The following is a 15190-nucleotide window of genomic DNA, read 5'->3' as shown; positions in this document are numbered from 1 at the left end:
CTCACACATTTGTTTCGTCTTAACATTGTTCAGTTTTCAAAGATCTACTTCGTTGCCATGCGACAACTTAATTAGTATAGCATGCTGTGTTTTGTTGGTCAAGCGAGAAATTAAACATTTTTTTGAAATCCGTTTAGCAACTCGCTGTCTTCCGTAGCAGCAAGTAATACTATATCAACTGCATTGATTCTGGTCAAGCACTTTTAGCACAAAGTTTTAATAATGTGTCCTGACACTCGCCACAGTACCTTTATAACAGCAATCATTGCCATTCTCGCACTGATGGTTCCCATCTAAACTCGTCCTTCGTTTTAAAGTACTTCTATGTAGTTGCCGCATATCGTTTGTTTTAAAAGCATTGCCTCTAAGCACTGTTCAATATCCTGCCACATCTAGTCAAAATGAATACTTATGATATTTTATACATAATAAACCCAGATTTTTTCATTTTAATTCATTTTGCGTTTGACATCTATCACGCCACGGCATATAGTTCTAATCACATTAATACGTGTCGGAACGATTGAAAGGATATGCAATTATATGAAAATAAATAAGATTATTACAATCGCCAGTTTGGCTCTACTCAGCGTTACAGCATTAACTGCTTGTGGCAAAAGTAACACTGCTTCCGGTCATAAAGGACAGTTAAACCTCATGGTCGGCAGTGAGATGCCCACCCTTGATCCATCCCTTGCTACAGACGATTCATCTTTAACTGCTCTGTCAAATACCTTCGATGGTTTATACCGGATTGAAAAAAATGCGAAACCAGAAAATGCATTAGCCACGAACACGAAAGTTCAAAGCAATGGACTCACTTGGACCTTTCAACTTCGCAAAGGTGTTAAGTGGTCTAATGGTGATCCGGTCACTGCACAAAACTTTGTTGATGGCTGGCAACGGACCAACGATCCTAAAACAGCTGCCGAATTTGCCTATCTCTTCGATGGTGTGAAAAATGCCACTGCAATTCAAAATGGCAAAGCGCCTGTTAAAAGTCTTGGCGTTAAGGCTGTCGGTGCTCATAAATTAGTCGTTACGTTAGAAAAGCCCATCCCCTATTTCAAGCTACTACTTGGCTTTCCCGTCTTCTTCCCCCAAGATCAACGTGCCATTACCAAGTATGGCAAACAATATGGACAAGACTCCAGTAAACAAGTTTATAACGGTCCCTTCACTGTTAATGGTTATCATGGGACTAACTCCAAGTGGTCGTGGCAAAAGAACAGCGCTTACTGGGATAAGCAATCCGTCAAACTAGATAAGATCAATTTTCAGGTCGTCAAGGATGCCAGCACTCAGTTGAATCTATATAATTCACAAAAAGCCGACATCACACAACTGTCAGGTGACCAGGTTGAACAGTATAAAAACAATAAGCAATACATTTACCGTCCTGGTTCTGCCGTCACATATCTACAAATGAATGAGAAAGCTGTGCCCGCTTTAAAGAACGAAAAGATTCGTGCCGCACTCTCCTACGCCATCAATCGGAAGCAGTTGGTCAATAACGTGTTGCAAGATGGTTCTACAGCGGCGAAGACCTTTACTCCTGCAAAGTTAGCAAGTAATCCTACCACTGGTAAAGACTTTGCCAAACAAGCTGTTGTTCCCGGCGCTTTAGACACTGATCTCGCCAAATCAAAAAAACTTATGCAGGAAGGTCAGCAAGAAACTGGTAGTTCCTCTTTAAACCTCACATTACTGTCAGGCGATACTAACGTCGAGAAACAAAACGCCCAGTTCCTGCAGTCTGAACTAAACAAGCTCCCTGGTGTAAAGGTGTCCCTCACACCAATGCCCGGGAAAGCTAAACTGTCTCATACAAGTAAAGGCCAATTCCAATTAGCCCTATCTAGCTGGTTGGCTGATTACAGCGACCCTAACACGTATGCCATCTTTAGCACACAAAATGATCAAAACAATGGTAAATGGTCGAATGCCGCATATGATCAAAACGTTGCGGATGCGGGTGGCAAAAATGCCCAGCAACCAACCAAGCGGTTTGATAACTTAGTCGCCGCTGACCAAGAACTGGTCAAAAGCTATGGTGTCATCCCCTTGTTTGATGGTTCAGTACCAGGTTCCGGTCCTTTCCTACAACGTGCTTACGTCAAAGGAATTGTCTATAACACAGCTGGTATCAACTGGAATTACAAACATGCTTACGTAAAATAGTCCACATAAAAACCACGTAGCCGATTACGGTTACGTGGTTTTTAGTCGTCTTATTTTGCAATGTACGTATTCTTCCAGTCATATGGCACACCAGAAGGATTGTAATTAGCATCCTTTACGTTACTATTTAGCAACTGTGCTTGAACCTTTTGGAATAATGGAATGGTTGCTTGATCATTTAATAGAAGCTTTTCCGCTTTAACCAAGTTTTGCCACCGGGCTGATGGATCATTTGCAAGCTTGCCTTCAGCATCCGCTAACAACTGGTTATATTGATTGCTCTTCCAACCGCTGAAGTTATAAGGACTGTTAGATTCCCAAATATCTAAGAAGTTAATTGGGTCAGCGAAGACTGATTGCCAACCGCCCACTAACAATTGAAAGTCACCTGACTTTTCGCGTGCAAGCTGTGCTGTCTTTGGTAAGTTAACAACAGACACCTTCACACCTGGTAATTTATCTAGCTGTGACTGAATGTACTCGCCAACTGCCTTACCGGATGCGTCATCCGTTGTAAGAACCTCAGTTGAAATCGATTTTTCCCCAGTTTCTTTGTAGCCTTTTTTCAGTAACTGCTTTGCTTCTGCCAAGTTATATGTCACGCCAGACTTAACGTAAGCTTCCTTCGCAAAATCCTGACCGCCTTTAGGACTAGTACCCAATCCAACAGGAGCAAAGCCTTTCGGGGCAACAGATCCATCAGATAAAACATTCTTAACGAGGTTGTCGCGATTTAATGCTAACGAGAACGCCTTGCGAACGTTTACGTTCTGGAATGCCTTCACCTTTTTCTGGTTAAGGTCTAAGCGATACCCATTCGATGACTTACGTGATACAAAATCTGGTTTGCCCTTGAAGTTGGCCACTTGTGTCCCGCTTAGAACAGTTTCATCAACGGCGTGAGATTGATATTCATTCAAGCCAGTTGCGGGATCCTTGATAACCGTTTCGTTGATTTTGTTTAAATGCACGCTCTTTTTGTCCCAATATTGCTTATTCTTAGCCAACGTCCATTTATTATTCGTACCGGTCCAGCCCGTTAGCTTAAACGCGCCACTATACACATTGTTTGCTGCACTAGTACCAAACTTTGTTCCTTCCTTTTCGGCCACACCCTTGTTAACCGGGAAGAATAACGGCCACGCCAATAACTTCTGGAAGTATGACACTGGCTTTGTCAGCTTAATTGTTAGTTGATACTTATTGTCTGCTTTGATGCCAAGTGCAGATAATGGCTTTTGACCTTTATTAACGGCTTCCGCATTTTCAACTTGATACATATAAAAGGCATCCTGTGACGCTGTCTTAGGATCTAAGGTCCGTTGCCACGAATAAACAAAGTCATTTGCGGTCAACGCATCCCCATTACTCCACTTTGCATCATGACGCAGTTTAACGACGTACGTTTTCCCATCCTTACTGATCTTTGTACTCGTAGCCAAGTCGTTGACGATCTTATGACCAGAATCCTTTAGACGGTATAAACCAGACTGTGTGTTTAATAAAACGTTGAAGCTTTCTGTATCCGTTGCCTTCGCTAAATCATTTGTTGCTAACTCTTGCGCTTCCGTCCAGTTAAGATCCTGCTTTGCTGCGTATTTTGCGGCATAACTAGGCGTTGCTGATACAGTTGCCAATGCAATCGTTGATAATGCTGCCACCGCTGTAATCGCTAAAAATTGTTTTATCTTCATTATGTAGACCTCCAAAAATAATCGTTCAAAAGAAAAAATCCGCCCCTAGTTAACATCTCTGTTAACCAAGGACGGATTTTCCGTGTTACCACCTTAATTTAGTGTAACTTCACAGCTACACCCTCGCCAGGTGCCAGGTTGTGCACAAACCTGATACCCTGGCGCTGTAATGGGCGCACCCAGTCGTGTCTAACCAATTAGCTCGATCACGGCCACTTAGAGATCATCTTCAGGTTGCTTGCCAGCAGTGCTTTCACCAATTCGCACCTCGCTGTGGGTGACGCCCAACCTTACTCTTCTCATCATTGTGTTTGTTGCTTTTAAACTGTTGACATAAAGATACCGCAAAACAGATGAGAGTCAAGCAAAAGTTCTAATTTAATTCTAATTTATTTTTGAGCTAGCCGATTGATATTGTGCCGAGCCACTTTATCACCGGTCCAGAAAGGCACTTTAACCACACCTGCAATTTTATTCCGATCAACAAAACCCCAGTAGCGACTATCATTTGATACTGATCGATGATCGCCTAAGACAAAGTAATGGTCCTTAGGAACCCGTGTGGCCGGATGTGCCCACTCATGGTCTTCACCAAGTGACTGCAATGTCCAATCACCAGTGCCGGTCGTTCGCTGACTCATTCCAATATAGGCTTGCGATAACTGTTTACCATTGACGTATAGACGTCCTTTGCGACTACTGATTTCATCACCGGGTAACCCAACGACACGCTTCACATAATTAATGTGGCTTGTTGCGTTAGGATCTTCCCCTTGCGCATCAAAAATCACAACCGAATTACGGTGAATCGGTGCTAATTTCAGCATTGCGACGCGTTCAGTGTCCTGTAAATTAGGCTGCATTGACGGACCATCAACACGGGCAAATTCAAATACTGTGCTGCGAATCAAAAGCGCCACCACTACCCCAATCAAAATGGGAAGTAGGATACCACCAATATTTTTAAGTAGTTTTCTTGAACGCTGCATCGTTTCAACCATCCGTCCATCATTATCGTTTAATTCCATATTTTAGCCTTACTTAGGCAAAAAACAATTGATGAATGGTAAACGTAATGCTTGTTATTACTTTGTTAATTGGTTGATATAAAGCGATTAATCTTCGTCTTCCTCGTCCAGTCCTGTACGCGGTGAATTACCTAATAACGCCTGTAATTCGGCAATTCGATGATTGTTTTGACCTAGTAAAAACGTCAGCTTCAACGCTAACACTGGCCGTTGTTCCTTTTCCGACAATGCAATCGCACGCGTAATGAAGAGGTTTTCCGTATCGTAGTCATGTACAAACATATCAATTAAATAATCGGCAGATTGATATTTATTTACCCCTGCTTCAGTCAACATCGCATATTCTTCAAACTCAGCGGTTGTCGTTGGCACTAATAGCCCTTCATCAACCAGTGCTTGGCCAATTGTCAGCTTTTGTGTCAATGCCTCATCATATAAATCGCTCAACAATGATGCTAAGGTTATCCGTTGTACGCCTTTAACGTACCATTTAGCCTGTAATAGCTTGTTTTCCAACACAACTAGGTTAGCAACGATATGACCAGTCATGGCACCAGCCGTTGGTGTGTGGTGATCAATATCTGCCTGCTTTACTTCAGCTTCGTATAACGCTTGCGGTTTCTCTGTCATGACGGTGTCCTACGCTTCCTTTACTTTGATTGTTTTAACTTCATAACCTAGCCGCGTAACGACATCGGCCAATTGATCAGCCGTTACTGCTTGATCATCAAAGTCAGTCTTTACCTTAGCGGCGTTGAACAGTACCTTAACGGTGCTAACACCAGCTTGTTGTGTCAGTGCATGTTCGATCTTTTGTAAACATGCGGGACACGATAATTCATCTAACTGCATAATCGCTTTTGTCATAATGGGACCTCCTGAAATTTCTAGTTATCATCAGTGTACCGATACATTCGTGTGGTGCCCTTGATTTAAATCAAGCACATGCGCCTTTTTCACAGACAGTTGCACCTTGGGATGGTATGAAAGTAACCGCATCGCATTTAAGATCACAACCAAAATACTGGCTTCATGTACAAACATGCCACTTGCCATGTAGATAACGCCGGCCAATAGTCCGAACAATAGTAACGCAACCGTTCCTACTGCAATAACAATATTCATTCTGGTATTGCCAACAGTCTTTTTAGCAAGCCCATACGCATGTACCAATTCAGGAAAGCTAGACTGCATCAACACGACGTCAGACGTATCCACGGCAACATCCGTACCACTTCCCATCGCAATTCCAATATCGGCAGTGGCAAGTGACGGACTATCATTAATACCATCCCCGACAAACGCCACGATTGCACCGGTTTCCTGCAACCCTTTAACAAATGCAGCTTTATCAGCTGGTAGCATCTCAGCGTGCACTTCATCAATACCAGCCTGTTGTCCAATTGCTTGCGCCGTGACAGTGTTATCCCCAGTTAGCATGATCGTTCGTTTGACGCCGGTTGCTTTTAACGCTTGTAAACTAGTCGCCACATCCGGCCGAATAATATCTGTCACGCCGACCAATGCAATCAACTGCTGATTCATAGCAATTAAAATAATGGAATTACCTGCAGCCTGTAGCGCATTAATATCATCTTGCTGGTCGGCGTCGATCATAATGTGAGACGTTGCCATTAACAACTGGTTACCAACCACAAGTATCTCATCATCTACGTGCGCTTTGATTCCTTGTCCTTTAATGACGTCAACGTCACTAATCTTTGCTTGTTCCGACCAGCCTTGGGTCTGCGCATAACTAACCAGTGCTTGACCCAACGGATGTGTTGAATTTTTCTCCAGCGCTGTGGCGGCCGCTAATGCGACAGTCGCATCCCCATACGTAATCACTTTAGACACCGCAGTTTTTCCTTGCGTCAAGGTGCCTGTTTTATCGAAAACAAGTGTATCAACATGACTGAATGTGTTGATCACATCGCCGCCTTTGATCAACACACCATGTTTGGCACCGTTCCCAATCCCCGCGACATTTGATACCGGAGCGCCAATTACAAGTGCACCTGGACATCCCAGAACAAGAACTGTGATTGCTAAACGAAAATCACGAAACCCGACCCAAACGAGCAATGCAATCACTAATACTGCTGGCGTGTAATACGTGGCAAAACGATCAATGAATTTTTCTGCCGGTGACTTCACATCTTGTGCTTCCTCAACCAGTTCAATGATTTTCGCAAAGGTCGTGTCATCACCAACCTTTGTCGCCTCCATAAAAATGGACCCATTATCGACCATCGTACCGGCGAACACCGTATCTGACATTCCTTTAGCAACTAACCGCGCTTCTCCAGTGACACTTGCTTCATTTACATACGCAGTACCGTCTGTGATTACACCATCAACTGGTATTTGATCACCCGTCTTCACTAAAACGATGTCCCCTTTGTCTACAAGGTCAACATCTGTCGAGACTACGGTGCCGTCCTCACTGACAACATTAGCAGTCGTTGGCGCCATTTCTGTCAGCGACTTAATTGATTGTCGCGTCTTAGCCAACGTTTTATTTTCTAAATAGGCACCGAACAAAAACAGAAACGTCACAATTGCTGATTCATCGTATTCGCCAATAACAAACGCACCCACGACAGCAATGCTAACCAACAGTTCAATGCCAATCGTTTTTAACCGCAGTGCAGCCCACGCCCGCATAATAATTGGTGTTGCAGCAATCACCGAGGCAATTATCAGGAATACGCTACTTACAGCTGTCTGCTGTAACCATTTCAGGATAAAACCACCCGCAATCAAAAAGCCCGTCGCTAAGGTAATGTTATTTAAATGTTTTTGAATCCACCGTGTCATTTTCACTGCGTCCACCTCGCTTTTGTTTAACATCAGTATATGTTTGGCAAGCAGCAACGTCCTTGATTCACATCAAGTCTGTTTCACGTGAAACAACGACGGGTGTAAACTAAAATAAATACTGATTTAAACGAGGCTTTTTTTGAACAATAGCAATTCAGCCATTCAAAAATTATCACCATTTACATCTCTCTCAACTGAACAAACTGCGTTGAAAGTACAAGTCGAGGACTTCTGTAAGGCGCATATCGCACAGCATGATTCACAGTCAGCCATTTTTACCATCCGTGGGGATGCAGGTACCGGCAAAAGCGTCGTACTGAGCCAACTATTTAACGATATCCAAACTGCCGCTCGGTCACTGCCTAACAGTCCACTGTTTGGTACCGATAATATTTTTCTCGTCAATCATCCAGAAATTCTTAAAGTATATAAAGAACTGGCCGGAACACTGCCAAATTTAAAGAAGAAAGATTTCCAACGACCAACAACATTTATCAATCAGTCTCATAAAACCAAGCGAAGTGCAGACATTGTCATTATTGATGAAGCACACCTTCTGTTGTCACGACCTGATCGTTATAACAACTTTGAGCAGGACAACCAGCTGACTGAAATCATGAAACTGGCGCGTGTTGTCATCATTGTATTTGATCGTTACCAAGTGTTGAAAACCAAGAGTTACTGGGATGACGAGCGTCTAACACAATTAATCGCCGCTCACCCACACCGTGACTTTCACCTACATCAACAATTTCGTATGCAGGCCAATGCAGCTGTCATTGACTGGATCGATGCGTTAACCAGTTATTCAGTCTTGCCACTCCCTAAAAATGTTGGCGATTTTGAGATGACGGTCTTTGATGATGCACAAGCTATGTACGACAAAATCAAACAACGTGATGCACAAGTTGGCCTATCAAGAATTGTTGCAACCTCAGGCTATCCGTCCAAACTCGATGGCGGGCAGCACTATGTCACAGAGGGACAATTCAAGCTCCCTTGGGATCAGTACAATTATCAAGCCACCGCCTGGGCCGAACTGCCTGCAACAATTAACGAAGTAGGTTCCATCTATACAGTTCAAGGATTTGATCTTAATTATGTCGGTGTCATCTTAGGGCCTCCAATCGACTATGATCAAAAGACAAAGCGCCTTGTTATTCACACTGACCTTGTCACTGATCCTGAAGTATTCAAACGACGCGATGATTTAACAAATCCCACAGAAATAGCACGGATTAAAGAACAACTCACGCTCAATGTTTTAAACGTGCTGCTTAAACGAGGCGTTCATGGCTTGTACATTTACGCCAGCCAACCAGCGCTAAGGCAGCGTCTAAATGAACTTTCCTGATAAGTAAAAATCCGTGAGTAATACCTAGAAATGCCTGCTGGACTGGACTTTAACCTGATAGTCTGCACAGTGTTTGACCAACTCGGGAACCAAATTTTCGCAATTTAAACTTGCAACTAAAAACGACCACGACGAAATCAAATTTGCCGTGGTCGTTTTTTAGTTGTACAACCTCATCTCATGAAAATGTACGCCATAAGTCACACTGATATGCAGACTACCAGCCGACTTATATTCGGATCTACTTTACGACATTTTAGTTTACAGAGGCAGGAAAATTGCTGTTATCAAATAAATTAATAATAATAACTATAATAATTGTTTGATTTTAAGGAGGTGGCTGCCATGTCAGAAACACGTAAACAAGTCCTAGTTGCTGTGGATATGTCTCGTCATGCTAACGTTGTGGTCGACTTCGCCATTTATGTTGCTCGAAAAACAGGTCTCGGAATGCTTATTACTTATGTTATTAACGAAAGTGCCTACCACATGGATGCTGATGACCCTAATTTATCCCGTGTGATTAACTCAGAATCGGACTTTGCCCATCGCCAGTTAGAAGAGTTCGCGCAACGAGCACAAAAGCGCGGCGTTGATGATTGTGACATTCAAGTCCTATATGGCAATCCCAAGGAAGTGCTGGTTCATGCCGCATCTGCCGCAATCATCGACCACGTCATTATCGGCGCCCATGGTAAACACAGTGTTTCGGATACCGTCATCGGTTCCACCACTGATTTTGTTGTCTATCGCTCAAGCAAAACTGTCACCGTTGTGAAATCTTAGGAGGCTCTAAAATGACTCAGTATGAATATCGCAATCACGCCGGATCACCAATTGATATCTTAAAAGATTATGTATTAAGCACCGTTTCTGTCTGGCAACATGTCCGCAATTTCACGACCGCCGAGGCTATGGCAGTTTATGAAAATCAAGCCAGTCAGCCAACTGGACATCACGATGTCATCGAAGTTGGTTGGCGGGGCATGAGCTACACAGACAAACAAAGTGTGCGCGACTACTTAGCAGAAAACAGTGACACGATTTATCAACAAATACTCACACGGTGTAAGAATCAGGCGTAACAGCTCAGACTTTGCGCAATTCTTGCGCAGCCATCATTAACGACACAAGCCCAGTTAACGGCGAGGTAAACTCATTATCACAATCAACCTCACGTCATCCGTCCACTCAGTTCAGTCTGTAAAATCAAACAGCCGCCGTCTCAGCTCACACTAATGCGTGAGTTGAGACGGCGGCTGTTTGATTTTAGTGTGTCCTTTTACTTTGGCATTACCGGGTTGTGTCGCTCGCAAAGCGAGCGACACTCTCCGGAAAAACAGGGTAACAGTGACGGCGGGAAACTAGCCTGCCGGGAGTGGAGGGCTGCGAAGAATTCGCAAAGCCCGCAACGGCAAGGCAAGCTAGTTTCTCGCCTGCGAACGCAGTGAGCTCACTGTTATCCTGTTTTTCCGGAGACACTCCCACACATGCAGCAAGGAACAACTACTTATCCATAAAGATGAAAAAGTCGCCGGTGGATAAGCCAACTGTGAAGTTGACGCCATGCGAATGAATCGGGTCAATCGTATTAGCACCCTTCTTCAATTTCTTCGTTTCATCACCAAATTGTTTTAAGACTGATTGTCCATCAGCACCAGTACTATTCGCTAAAATAACAAAGCTTGTGCCAAATGCACGCTGACCTGCGGCTTGTTTAAAACTCTTCGTCGAGACAATCATTGTCGCGCCTAACACGTTACCATCTTGAATATTCATCCGAATTTTATAGCCTTTGGTCGTGACAACATTTTGAACACCATTACCTGGTGTTTTCGTTGGCAACAGTTGTCCGTGAACCTTTTGCTGCGCTTCACCCATGGCTTTCTTAACGGCCGGTCCCTGCTGGCTCAACGTTTCCGCCAAGGCCGGAGTTGGCTGTTGCTTAATTGCCACTGCAGCTTTTGCAACGGCCTGAGCCTTTCGCTGGTCAGCCTTACTCATAGTTGCGCCGACCAACGATTGATTAAACTTCTTTTGAATGCTCTGGTAGCTACCTAAAGACTTAGCAGCAGCAACATGCGTCGTCGTTTTCAACCCGTCCGCCTGCAGCTTAACAGCTTGCCGATGCGTCGTGCTTGGAACCTGAATGACGAACGTACCATTGCGAACAGTTACCGTTTTTTTACTGTGGTGATCAACTTGATATGTGACTTCTTTAGCTGAAGAGTGCCCTTTCACTGCAGCAACGAGACCGTCTTGGTGATACGTGGTTTTCGTCGTCGTCAAATTAGCGCGACCACACGCTGCAAGTAAAAGTCCGGTCGCCACTGCAGCGACTGTGACCATTATTTTTCGTTGCATGACTAACCCTCCTCATCCATGGTGATATTGCCAGAAAACTGACTGTTATAAAGATCTGCGTAAAAACCATCAGCTGCCATCAAGGCGTCATGATTACCAGTTTCAACCACTGAACCATGATTCATAACAATGATGTTATCTGCATTTTGAATTGTTGAAAGTCGGTGGGCAACAACAAAACTCGTCCGATTTTCTAGCAATTGTTCCATCGCGTGTTGAATTTGTACTTCGGTCCGCGTATCCACAGAACTCGTTGCTTCATCCAAAATCAATATTTCTGGATCGGCTACAAAGGCCCGTGCAATAGTCAATAGTTGCCGTTGGCCCTGAGAAATATTGGAGGCTTCTTCGTTCAAGATTGTTTGGTAGCCATCTGGTAATTTGCGGACAAATTCATCAACATGGGCGGCTTTGGCAGCGGCTAGAATTTCATCATCGCTAGCATTTTCCTTACCATACTTCAGGTTATCCCAAATACTCCCTGTAAATAGCCAAGTATCTTGCAACACCATTGCAAAATGACTGCGCAGATCCTCCCGACTCAGGTCACGTGTGTCGATACCGTTCAGTCGAATAGAGCCACCTTTCACGTCATAAAAACGCTCTAGCAGGTTAATGATCGTCGTTTTCCCAGCACCAGTTGGTCCCACGATAGCAACCTGCTGGCCTTTTTTAACGGCCAAATTATAGTCTGTCATTAATAGCTCATCATCATAACCAAACTGTACGTGGTCTAGCGTCAACAGGTTTTGATCATCTGCATCAGCAGGTAGATTTGACTTAGTATCAGCCATTTCTGCTTCATCCAACACGTTAAAGACCCGTTCTGCAGAAGCAATCGTGGATTGAATCGTATTCAACAAGTTGGCTAGTTGTGAAATTGGCTGCGAGAATTGTTGCGTGTACTGTAGGAAGGCCTGAACATTCCCAAGCGACACATTCCCGTTGGCAACTTGAATCCCACCAACGATTCCGACGAACACATAGCCAATGTTATTCAAAAACATCATCAATGGCATGATTACACCAGAAATAAATTGCGCTTTCCAAGCAGCTGCATAGTACACCTTGTTTTGCGTTTCAAATGCAGCAATCGCGTCTTCTTCTTTATTGAAGCTCTTAACGATTTCATGTCCAGAATAGTTTTCTTCAACTTGATCGTTAATAAGTCCAAGACTCTTTTGTTGTTGACCGAAGTAACGTTGTGACCGCGGTGCAACCACACCAACAACCACTAAGCTCAACGGAATCGTTACTAATGCAATCAACGTCAACTGCCAGCTGATGGTTAACATCATCCACAAGGTACCAACAAAGGTAACCAAACTCGTAATCGCTTGCGTCAGACTTTGTTGCAAGGTGCTGGCAATGTTATCCATATCATTGACCGCACGGCTCATAATATCCCCGTTGCTATGCGTATCATAATACTTGATTGGAACAACCTGCATTTTCCCTTTAAAGGAACGGCGAAGTTTATACACAGTCCGTTGTGAAATACGGGTCATGATAAACTGCTGTAAAAAACTAAACAGTGCTGAAATCAAGTACATAAATAACACAATAACAATGATATGAAATACTTTATCAAAGTTGATTGGCAAATGACTCATTGCGATTCCGGCCCGTTGTTGCGCGGTTCCCCGCATGATTCCTTTAAAGATTTCGGTTGTGGCTTCACCTAAGATTTTAGGCGTTCGAATTTGGAAGATAACTGATGCAATCGCAAAGACAAGTACGAGTAACATCCCCAACCACCGATCAGACATGTAGCGCATCAACCGGATAAACGTTGGCCAAAAATGATTTGGTTTTTCAACTAACCCACCATGTTGTCCTGGTCCATGACCTTGTGCTGGGCTTGGCGTCGTTGTTTTTTCTTTTGCATTATCACTCATTATAATTCCGCCTCCCCTTCACGTAATTGAGAACGCATGATTTCCTGATAGACTTTGTTGGTCGCTTTAAGTTCAGCGTGAGTGCCTTTACCAACAAGCTTTCCGTTATCCAACACCAAGATTAAATCAGCATCAGCAACGGTCGCAATCCGTTGTGCAACGATGACCACTACGCTTTGTTGAATGCGTTTATCAGCCCGCAATTGAGACCGAAGTAGCGCATCGGTTTTGAAATCAAGTGCCGAAAATGAATCATCAAAGACATACACACTCGCATGTTTAACAAGTGCTCGTGCAATGGCTAATCGTTGTCGTTGACCACCTGAGAAATTGCCACCGCCTTGTTCAACATGGGCGTCTAAGCCGCCTTCTTCCTTAACAAAATCAGTCGACTGCGCAATGTCCAACGCCTGCCAGATTTCGTCATCGGTGGCATCTTCCTTACCAAATTTCAAATTATCACGGATAGTTCCAGTAAAGAGTGTCGCCTTTTGTGGAACTAGTGCGACTTCTTCATGTAAAGCCTGAACATCCTGCTGCCGTACATCACTACCGTTAATTTTCACAGCTCCGTTTTCCACATCAAAAAACCGTGGAATCAGATTGATCAAAGTTGTTTTCCCTGAACCAGTTCCACCAATAATGGCAACAGTCTGACCAGCCGTCGCAGCAAAGTCGATATCCGTCAATGCTGTTTGTTCCGCTTGTTGATAACGGAAATCTACATGGTCAAATACCAATGACTTTGTATCTGCTTTAACATTTTCCGGCTGTGCAGGACTATTAATGGAAGACTTAAGTGCTAATACTTCTTGAATCCGGGCTGCTGAAGCCGATGCCCGTGGCAGAAATGACATCACCATAGCCAGCATCATGAAGCTCATTAAAACTTGCATTGCATAGGTCATGAAGGCAATCATGTTCCCAACTTGCATGGTTTGTGAACTAATCAGTTGTGCGCCAAACCATACGATGGCAACGTTTGTACCACTCATAACCAACGTCATTACTGGAAAGGCAAAAGCGACAATCGTGTTAACTTTGATCGAATTCTTTGTGTAATCCTGGTTAGCATCTTCGAACCGATCCTGTTCAAACTTATCCTGACGAAAAGCGCGAATAACCCGCACACCAGTTAGTCCTTCACGAAAGACAAGATTCAACCGGTCCGTTTTAGTTTGCATCGCCCGGAACAATGGAATTGCAAAGCCCATAATCAGTCCGATACAAATCAGTAAAACGGGAATGGAAATCACAAAGATCCAAGATAACTGATGGCTCTTGTTATAAGCCAAGAAACTAGCACCAATTAACATGATTGGTGCCATAATCATCATCCGCAGGGCCATCATGGCCACGTTTTGAATTTGAACAACATCATTTGTTGTCCGTGTAATTAAAGATGAGGTTTCTACTTGGTTAAATTCATCATTCGAAAAGTTCATAACTTTACGGTAAATGTCGCTACGTAAGTTTTGTCCCAACTTTTGTGATGAACGTGCCGCTAGCAAGACATTCGCAATCGCTGCCGCCACAGACAGCAACGAAAACCCAATCATTTCAAAACCAATTTTCCAAATGTAACTGATGTCGCCTTTTGCCACACCATTATTCACGATGTCAGACGTCAAGCTGGGCAAATTAAGATTTGCCACCACTTGAATAATCATAAAAAATACGGCCCCTATGACCGCCCAAGTCGAAATTCGACCCCGTGCTATTTTCAGCATCGCGTATTTCCTCCACTTCTTTACCAGTGCATTATGTAATTCTAAAATGATAAATAACTGCTATAAGGTAGATTGTAAAATTAATCCGAACGCTGTTCGGACAAAAAAGATCAGCTTC

Annotated in this window: 12 protein-coding genes; 4 read left to right on the top strand and 8 right to left on the bottom strand. The window is 43.6% G+C overall.

Features of this window, described 5'->3' with window-relative positions:
• Nucleotides 1–543 precede the first annotated feature (543 nt).
• The gene (locus tag IV55_RS09780) at nt 544–2181 is read left to right on the top strand and encodes a peptide ABC transporter substrate-binding protein (RefSeq protein ID WP_057811727.1); all 1638 of its coding nucleotides are present in this window, start codon (nt 544–546) and stop codon (nt 2179–2181) included.
• Between the two features lie 50 nt (nt 2182–2231).
• On the opposite strand, the gene IV55_RS09775 is transcribed toward IV55_RS09780, so the two are convergent.
• From IV55_RS09775 to IV55_RS09755, 5 genes are all read right to left on the bottom strand, one after another.
• Nucleotides 2232–3875 carry a peptide ABC transporter substrate-binding protein gene (locus IV55_RS09775; protein WP_057811726.1) on the bottom strand — a complete coding sequence of 548 codons (1644 nt, stop codon included), beginning with the start codon at nt 3873–3875 and terminating at the stop codon, nt 2232–2234.
• A gap of 389 nt (nt 3876–4264) precedes the next feature.
• Complete coding sequence (gene lepB, locus IV55_RS09770) at nt 4265–4864, bottom strand: signal peptidase I (RefSeq protein ID WP_057811728.1); 600 nt, start codon at nt 4862–4864, stop codon at nt 4265–4267.
• Nucleotides 4865–4990: 126 nt separating this feature from the next.
• On the bottom strand, nt 4991–5533 hold the full coding sequence (locus IV55_RS09765) for a ferritin-like domain-containing protein (RefSeq protein WP_057811725.1): 543 nt from the start codon (nt 5531–5533) through the stop codon (nt 4991–4993).
• A 9-nt stretch (nt 5534–5542) separates the two neighbouring features.
• Nucleotides 5543–5770 (bottom strand): heavy-metal-associated domain-containing protein, encoded by a 228-nt coding sequence (locus IV55_RS09760; RefSeq protein ID WP_057811724.1) that lies wholly within the window; start codon nt 5768–5770, stop codon nt 5543–5545.
• A 30-nt stretch (nt 5771–5800) separates the two neighbouring features.
• Nucleotides 5801–7729: a heavy metal translocating P-type ATPase gene (locus IV55_RS09755; RefSeq protein ID WP_057811723.1), complete on the bottom strand. Its 1929-nt coding sequence runs from the start codon at nt 7727–7729 to the stop codon at nt 5801–5803.
• A 136-nt stretch (nt 7730–7865) separates the two neighbouring features.
• Between IV55_RS09755 and IV55_RS09750 the strand changes: the two genes are divergently transcribed.
• From IV55_RS09750 to IV55_RS09740, 3 genes are all read left to right on the top strand, one after another.
• Entirely contained in the window at nt 7866–9080 is a 1215-nt protein-coding gene (locus tag IV55_RS09750; protein ID WP_057811721.1) for a DUF2075 domain-containing protein, read from the top strand.
• Nucleotides 9081–9425: 345 nt separating this feature from the next.
• Nucleotides 9426–9866 carry a universal stress protein gene (locus IV55_RS09745; RefSeq protein ID WP_057811719.1) on the top strand — a complete coding sequence of 147 codons (441 nt, stop codon included), beginning with the start codon at nt 9426–9428 and terminating at the stop codon, nt 9864–9866.
• Nucleotides 9867–9877: 11 nt separating this feature from the next.
• Nucleotides 9878–10165: a hypothetical protein gene (locus tag IV55_RS09740; RefSeq protein ID WP_057811717.1), complete on the top strand. Its 288-nt coding sequence runs from the start codon at nt 9878–9880 to the stop codon at nt 10163–10165.
• 421 nt (nt 10166–10586) lie between these two features.
• Here the strand turns inward: IV55_RS09740 and IV55_RS09735 are convergent, their stop codons facing one another.
• From IV55_RS09735 to IV55_RS09725, 3 genes are read right to left on the bottom strand one after another with little or no spacing between them, the layout of a single operon-like run.
• Nucleotides 10587–11444: a hypothetical protein gene (locus tag IV55_RS09735; protein WP_057811716.1), complete on the bottom strand. Its 858-nt coding sequence runs from the start codon at nt 11442–11444 to the stop codon at nt 10587–10589.
• Nucleotides 11445–11446: 2 nt separating this feature from the next.
• Entirely contained in the window at nt 11447–13342 is a 1896-nt protein-coding gene (locus tag IV55_RS09730; protein WP_057811714.1) for an ABC transporter ATP-binding protein, read from the bottom strand.
• Nucleotides 13342–15072 (bottom strand): ABC transporter ATP-binding protein, encoded by a 1731-nt coding sequence (locus IV55_RS09725; RefSeq protein ID WP_057811712.1) that lies wholly within the window; start codon nt 15070–15072, stop codon nt 13342–13344. The genes IV55_RS09730 and IV55_RS09725 overlap by 1 nt, the downstream gene beginning before the upstream one ends.
• Nucleotides 15073–15190: the final 118 nt, after the last annotated feature.

Source organism: Furfurilactobacillus siliginis (genome assembly GCF_001437435.1).
GTDB lineage: Bacteria > Bacillota > Bacilli > Lactobacillales > Lactobacillaceae > Furfurilactobacillus > Furfurilactobacillus siliginis.
The sequence above is the reverse complement of the archived record's forward strand: the minus strand, read 5'-3'. Positions and strand labels throughout refer to the sequence as shown.

What these genes read in the sequence shown, in the direction of transcription:
- IV55_RS09780 (WP_057811727.1), top strand. Translation starts at nt 544, where the DNA reads ATGAAAATAAATAAGATTATTACAATCGCCAGTTTGGCTCTACTCAGC.
- IV55_RS09775 (WP_057811726.1), bottom strand. Translation starts at nt 3,875, where the DNA reads ATGAAGATAAAACAATTTTTAGCGATTACAGCGGTGGCAGCATTATCA.
- lepB (WP_057811728.1), bottom strand. Translation starts at nt 4,864, where the DNA reads ATGCAGCGTTCAAGAAAACTACTTAAAAATATTGGTGGTATCCTACTT.
- IV55_RS09765 (WP_057811725.1), bottom strand. Translation starts at nt 5,533, where the DNA reads ATGACAGAGAAACCGCAAGCGTTATACGAAGCTGAAGTAAAGCAGGCA.
- IV55_RS09760 (WP_057811724.1), bottom strand. Translation starts at nt 5,770, where the DNA reads ATGACAAAAGCGATTATGCAGTTAGATGAATTATCGTGTCCCGCATGT.
- IV55_RS09745 (WP_057811719.1), top strand. Translation starts at nt 9,426, where the DNA reads ATGTCAGAAACACGTAAACAAGTCCTAGTTGCTGTGGATATGTCTCGT.
- IV55_RS09740 (WP_057811717.1), top strand. Translation starts at nt 9,878, where the DNA reads ATGACTCAGTATGAATATCGCAATCACGCCGGATCACCAATTGATATC.
- IV55_RS09735 (WP_057811716.1), bottom strand. Translation starts at nt 11,444, where the DNA reads ATGCAACGAAAAATAATGGTCACAGTCGCTGCAGTGGCGACCGGACTT.
- IV55_RS09730 (WP_057811714.1), bottom strand. Translation starts at nt 13,342, where the DNA reads ATGAGTGATAATGCAAAAGAAAAAACAACGACGCCAAGCCCAGCACAA.
- IV55_RS09725 (WP_057811712.1), bottom strand. Translation starts at nt 15,072, where the DNA reads ATGCTGAAAATAGCACGGGGTCGAATTTCGACTTGGGCGGTCATAGGG.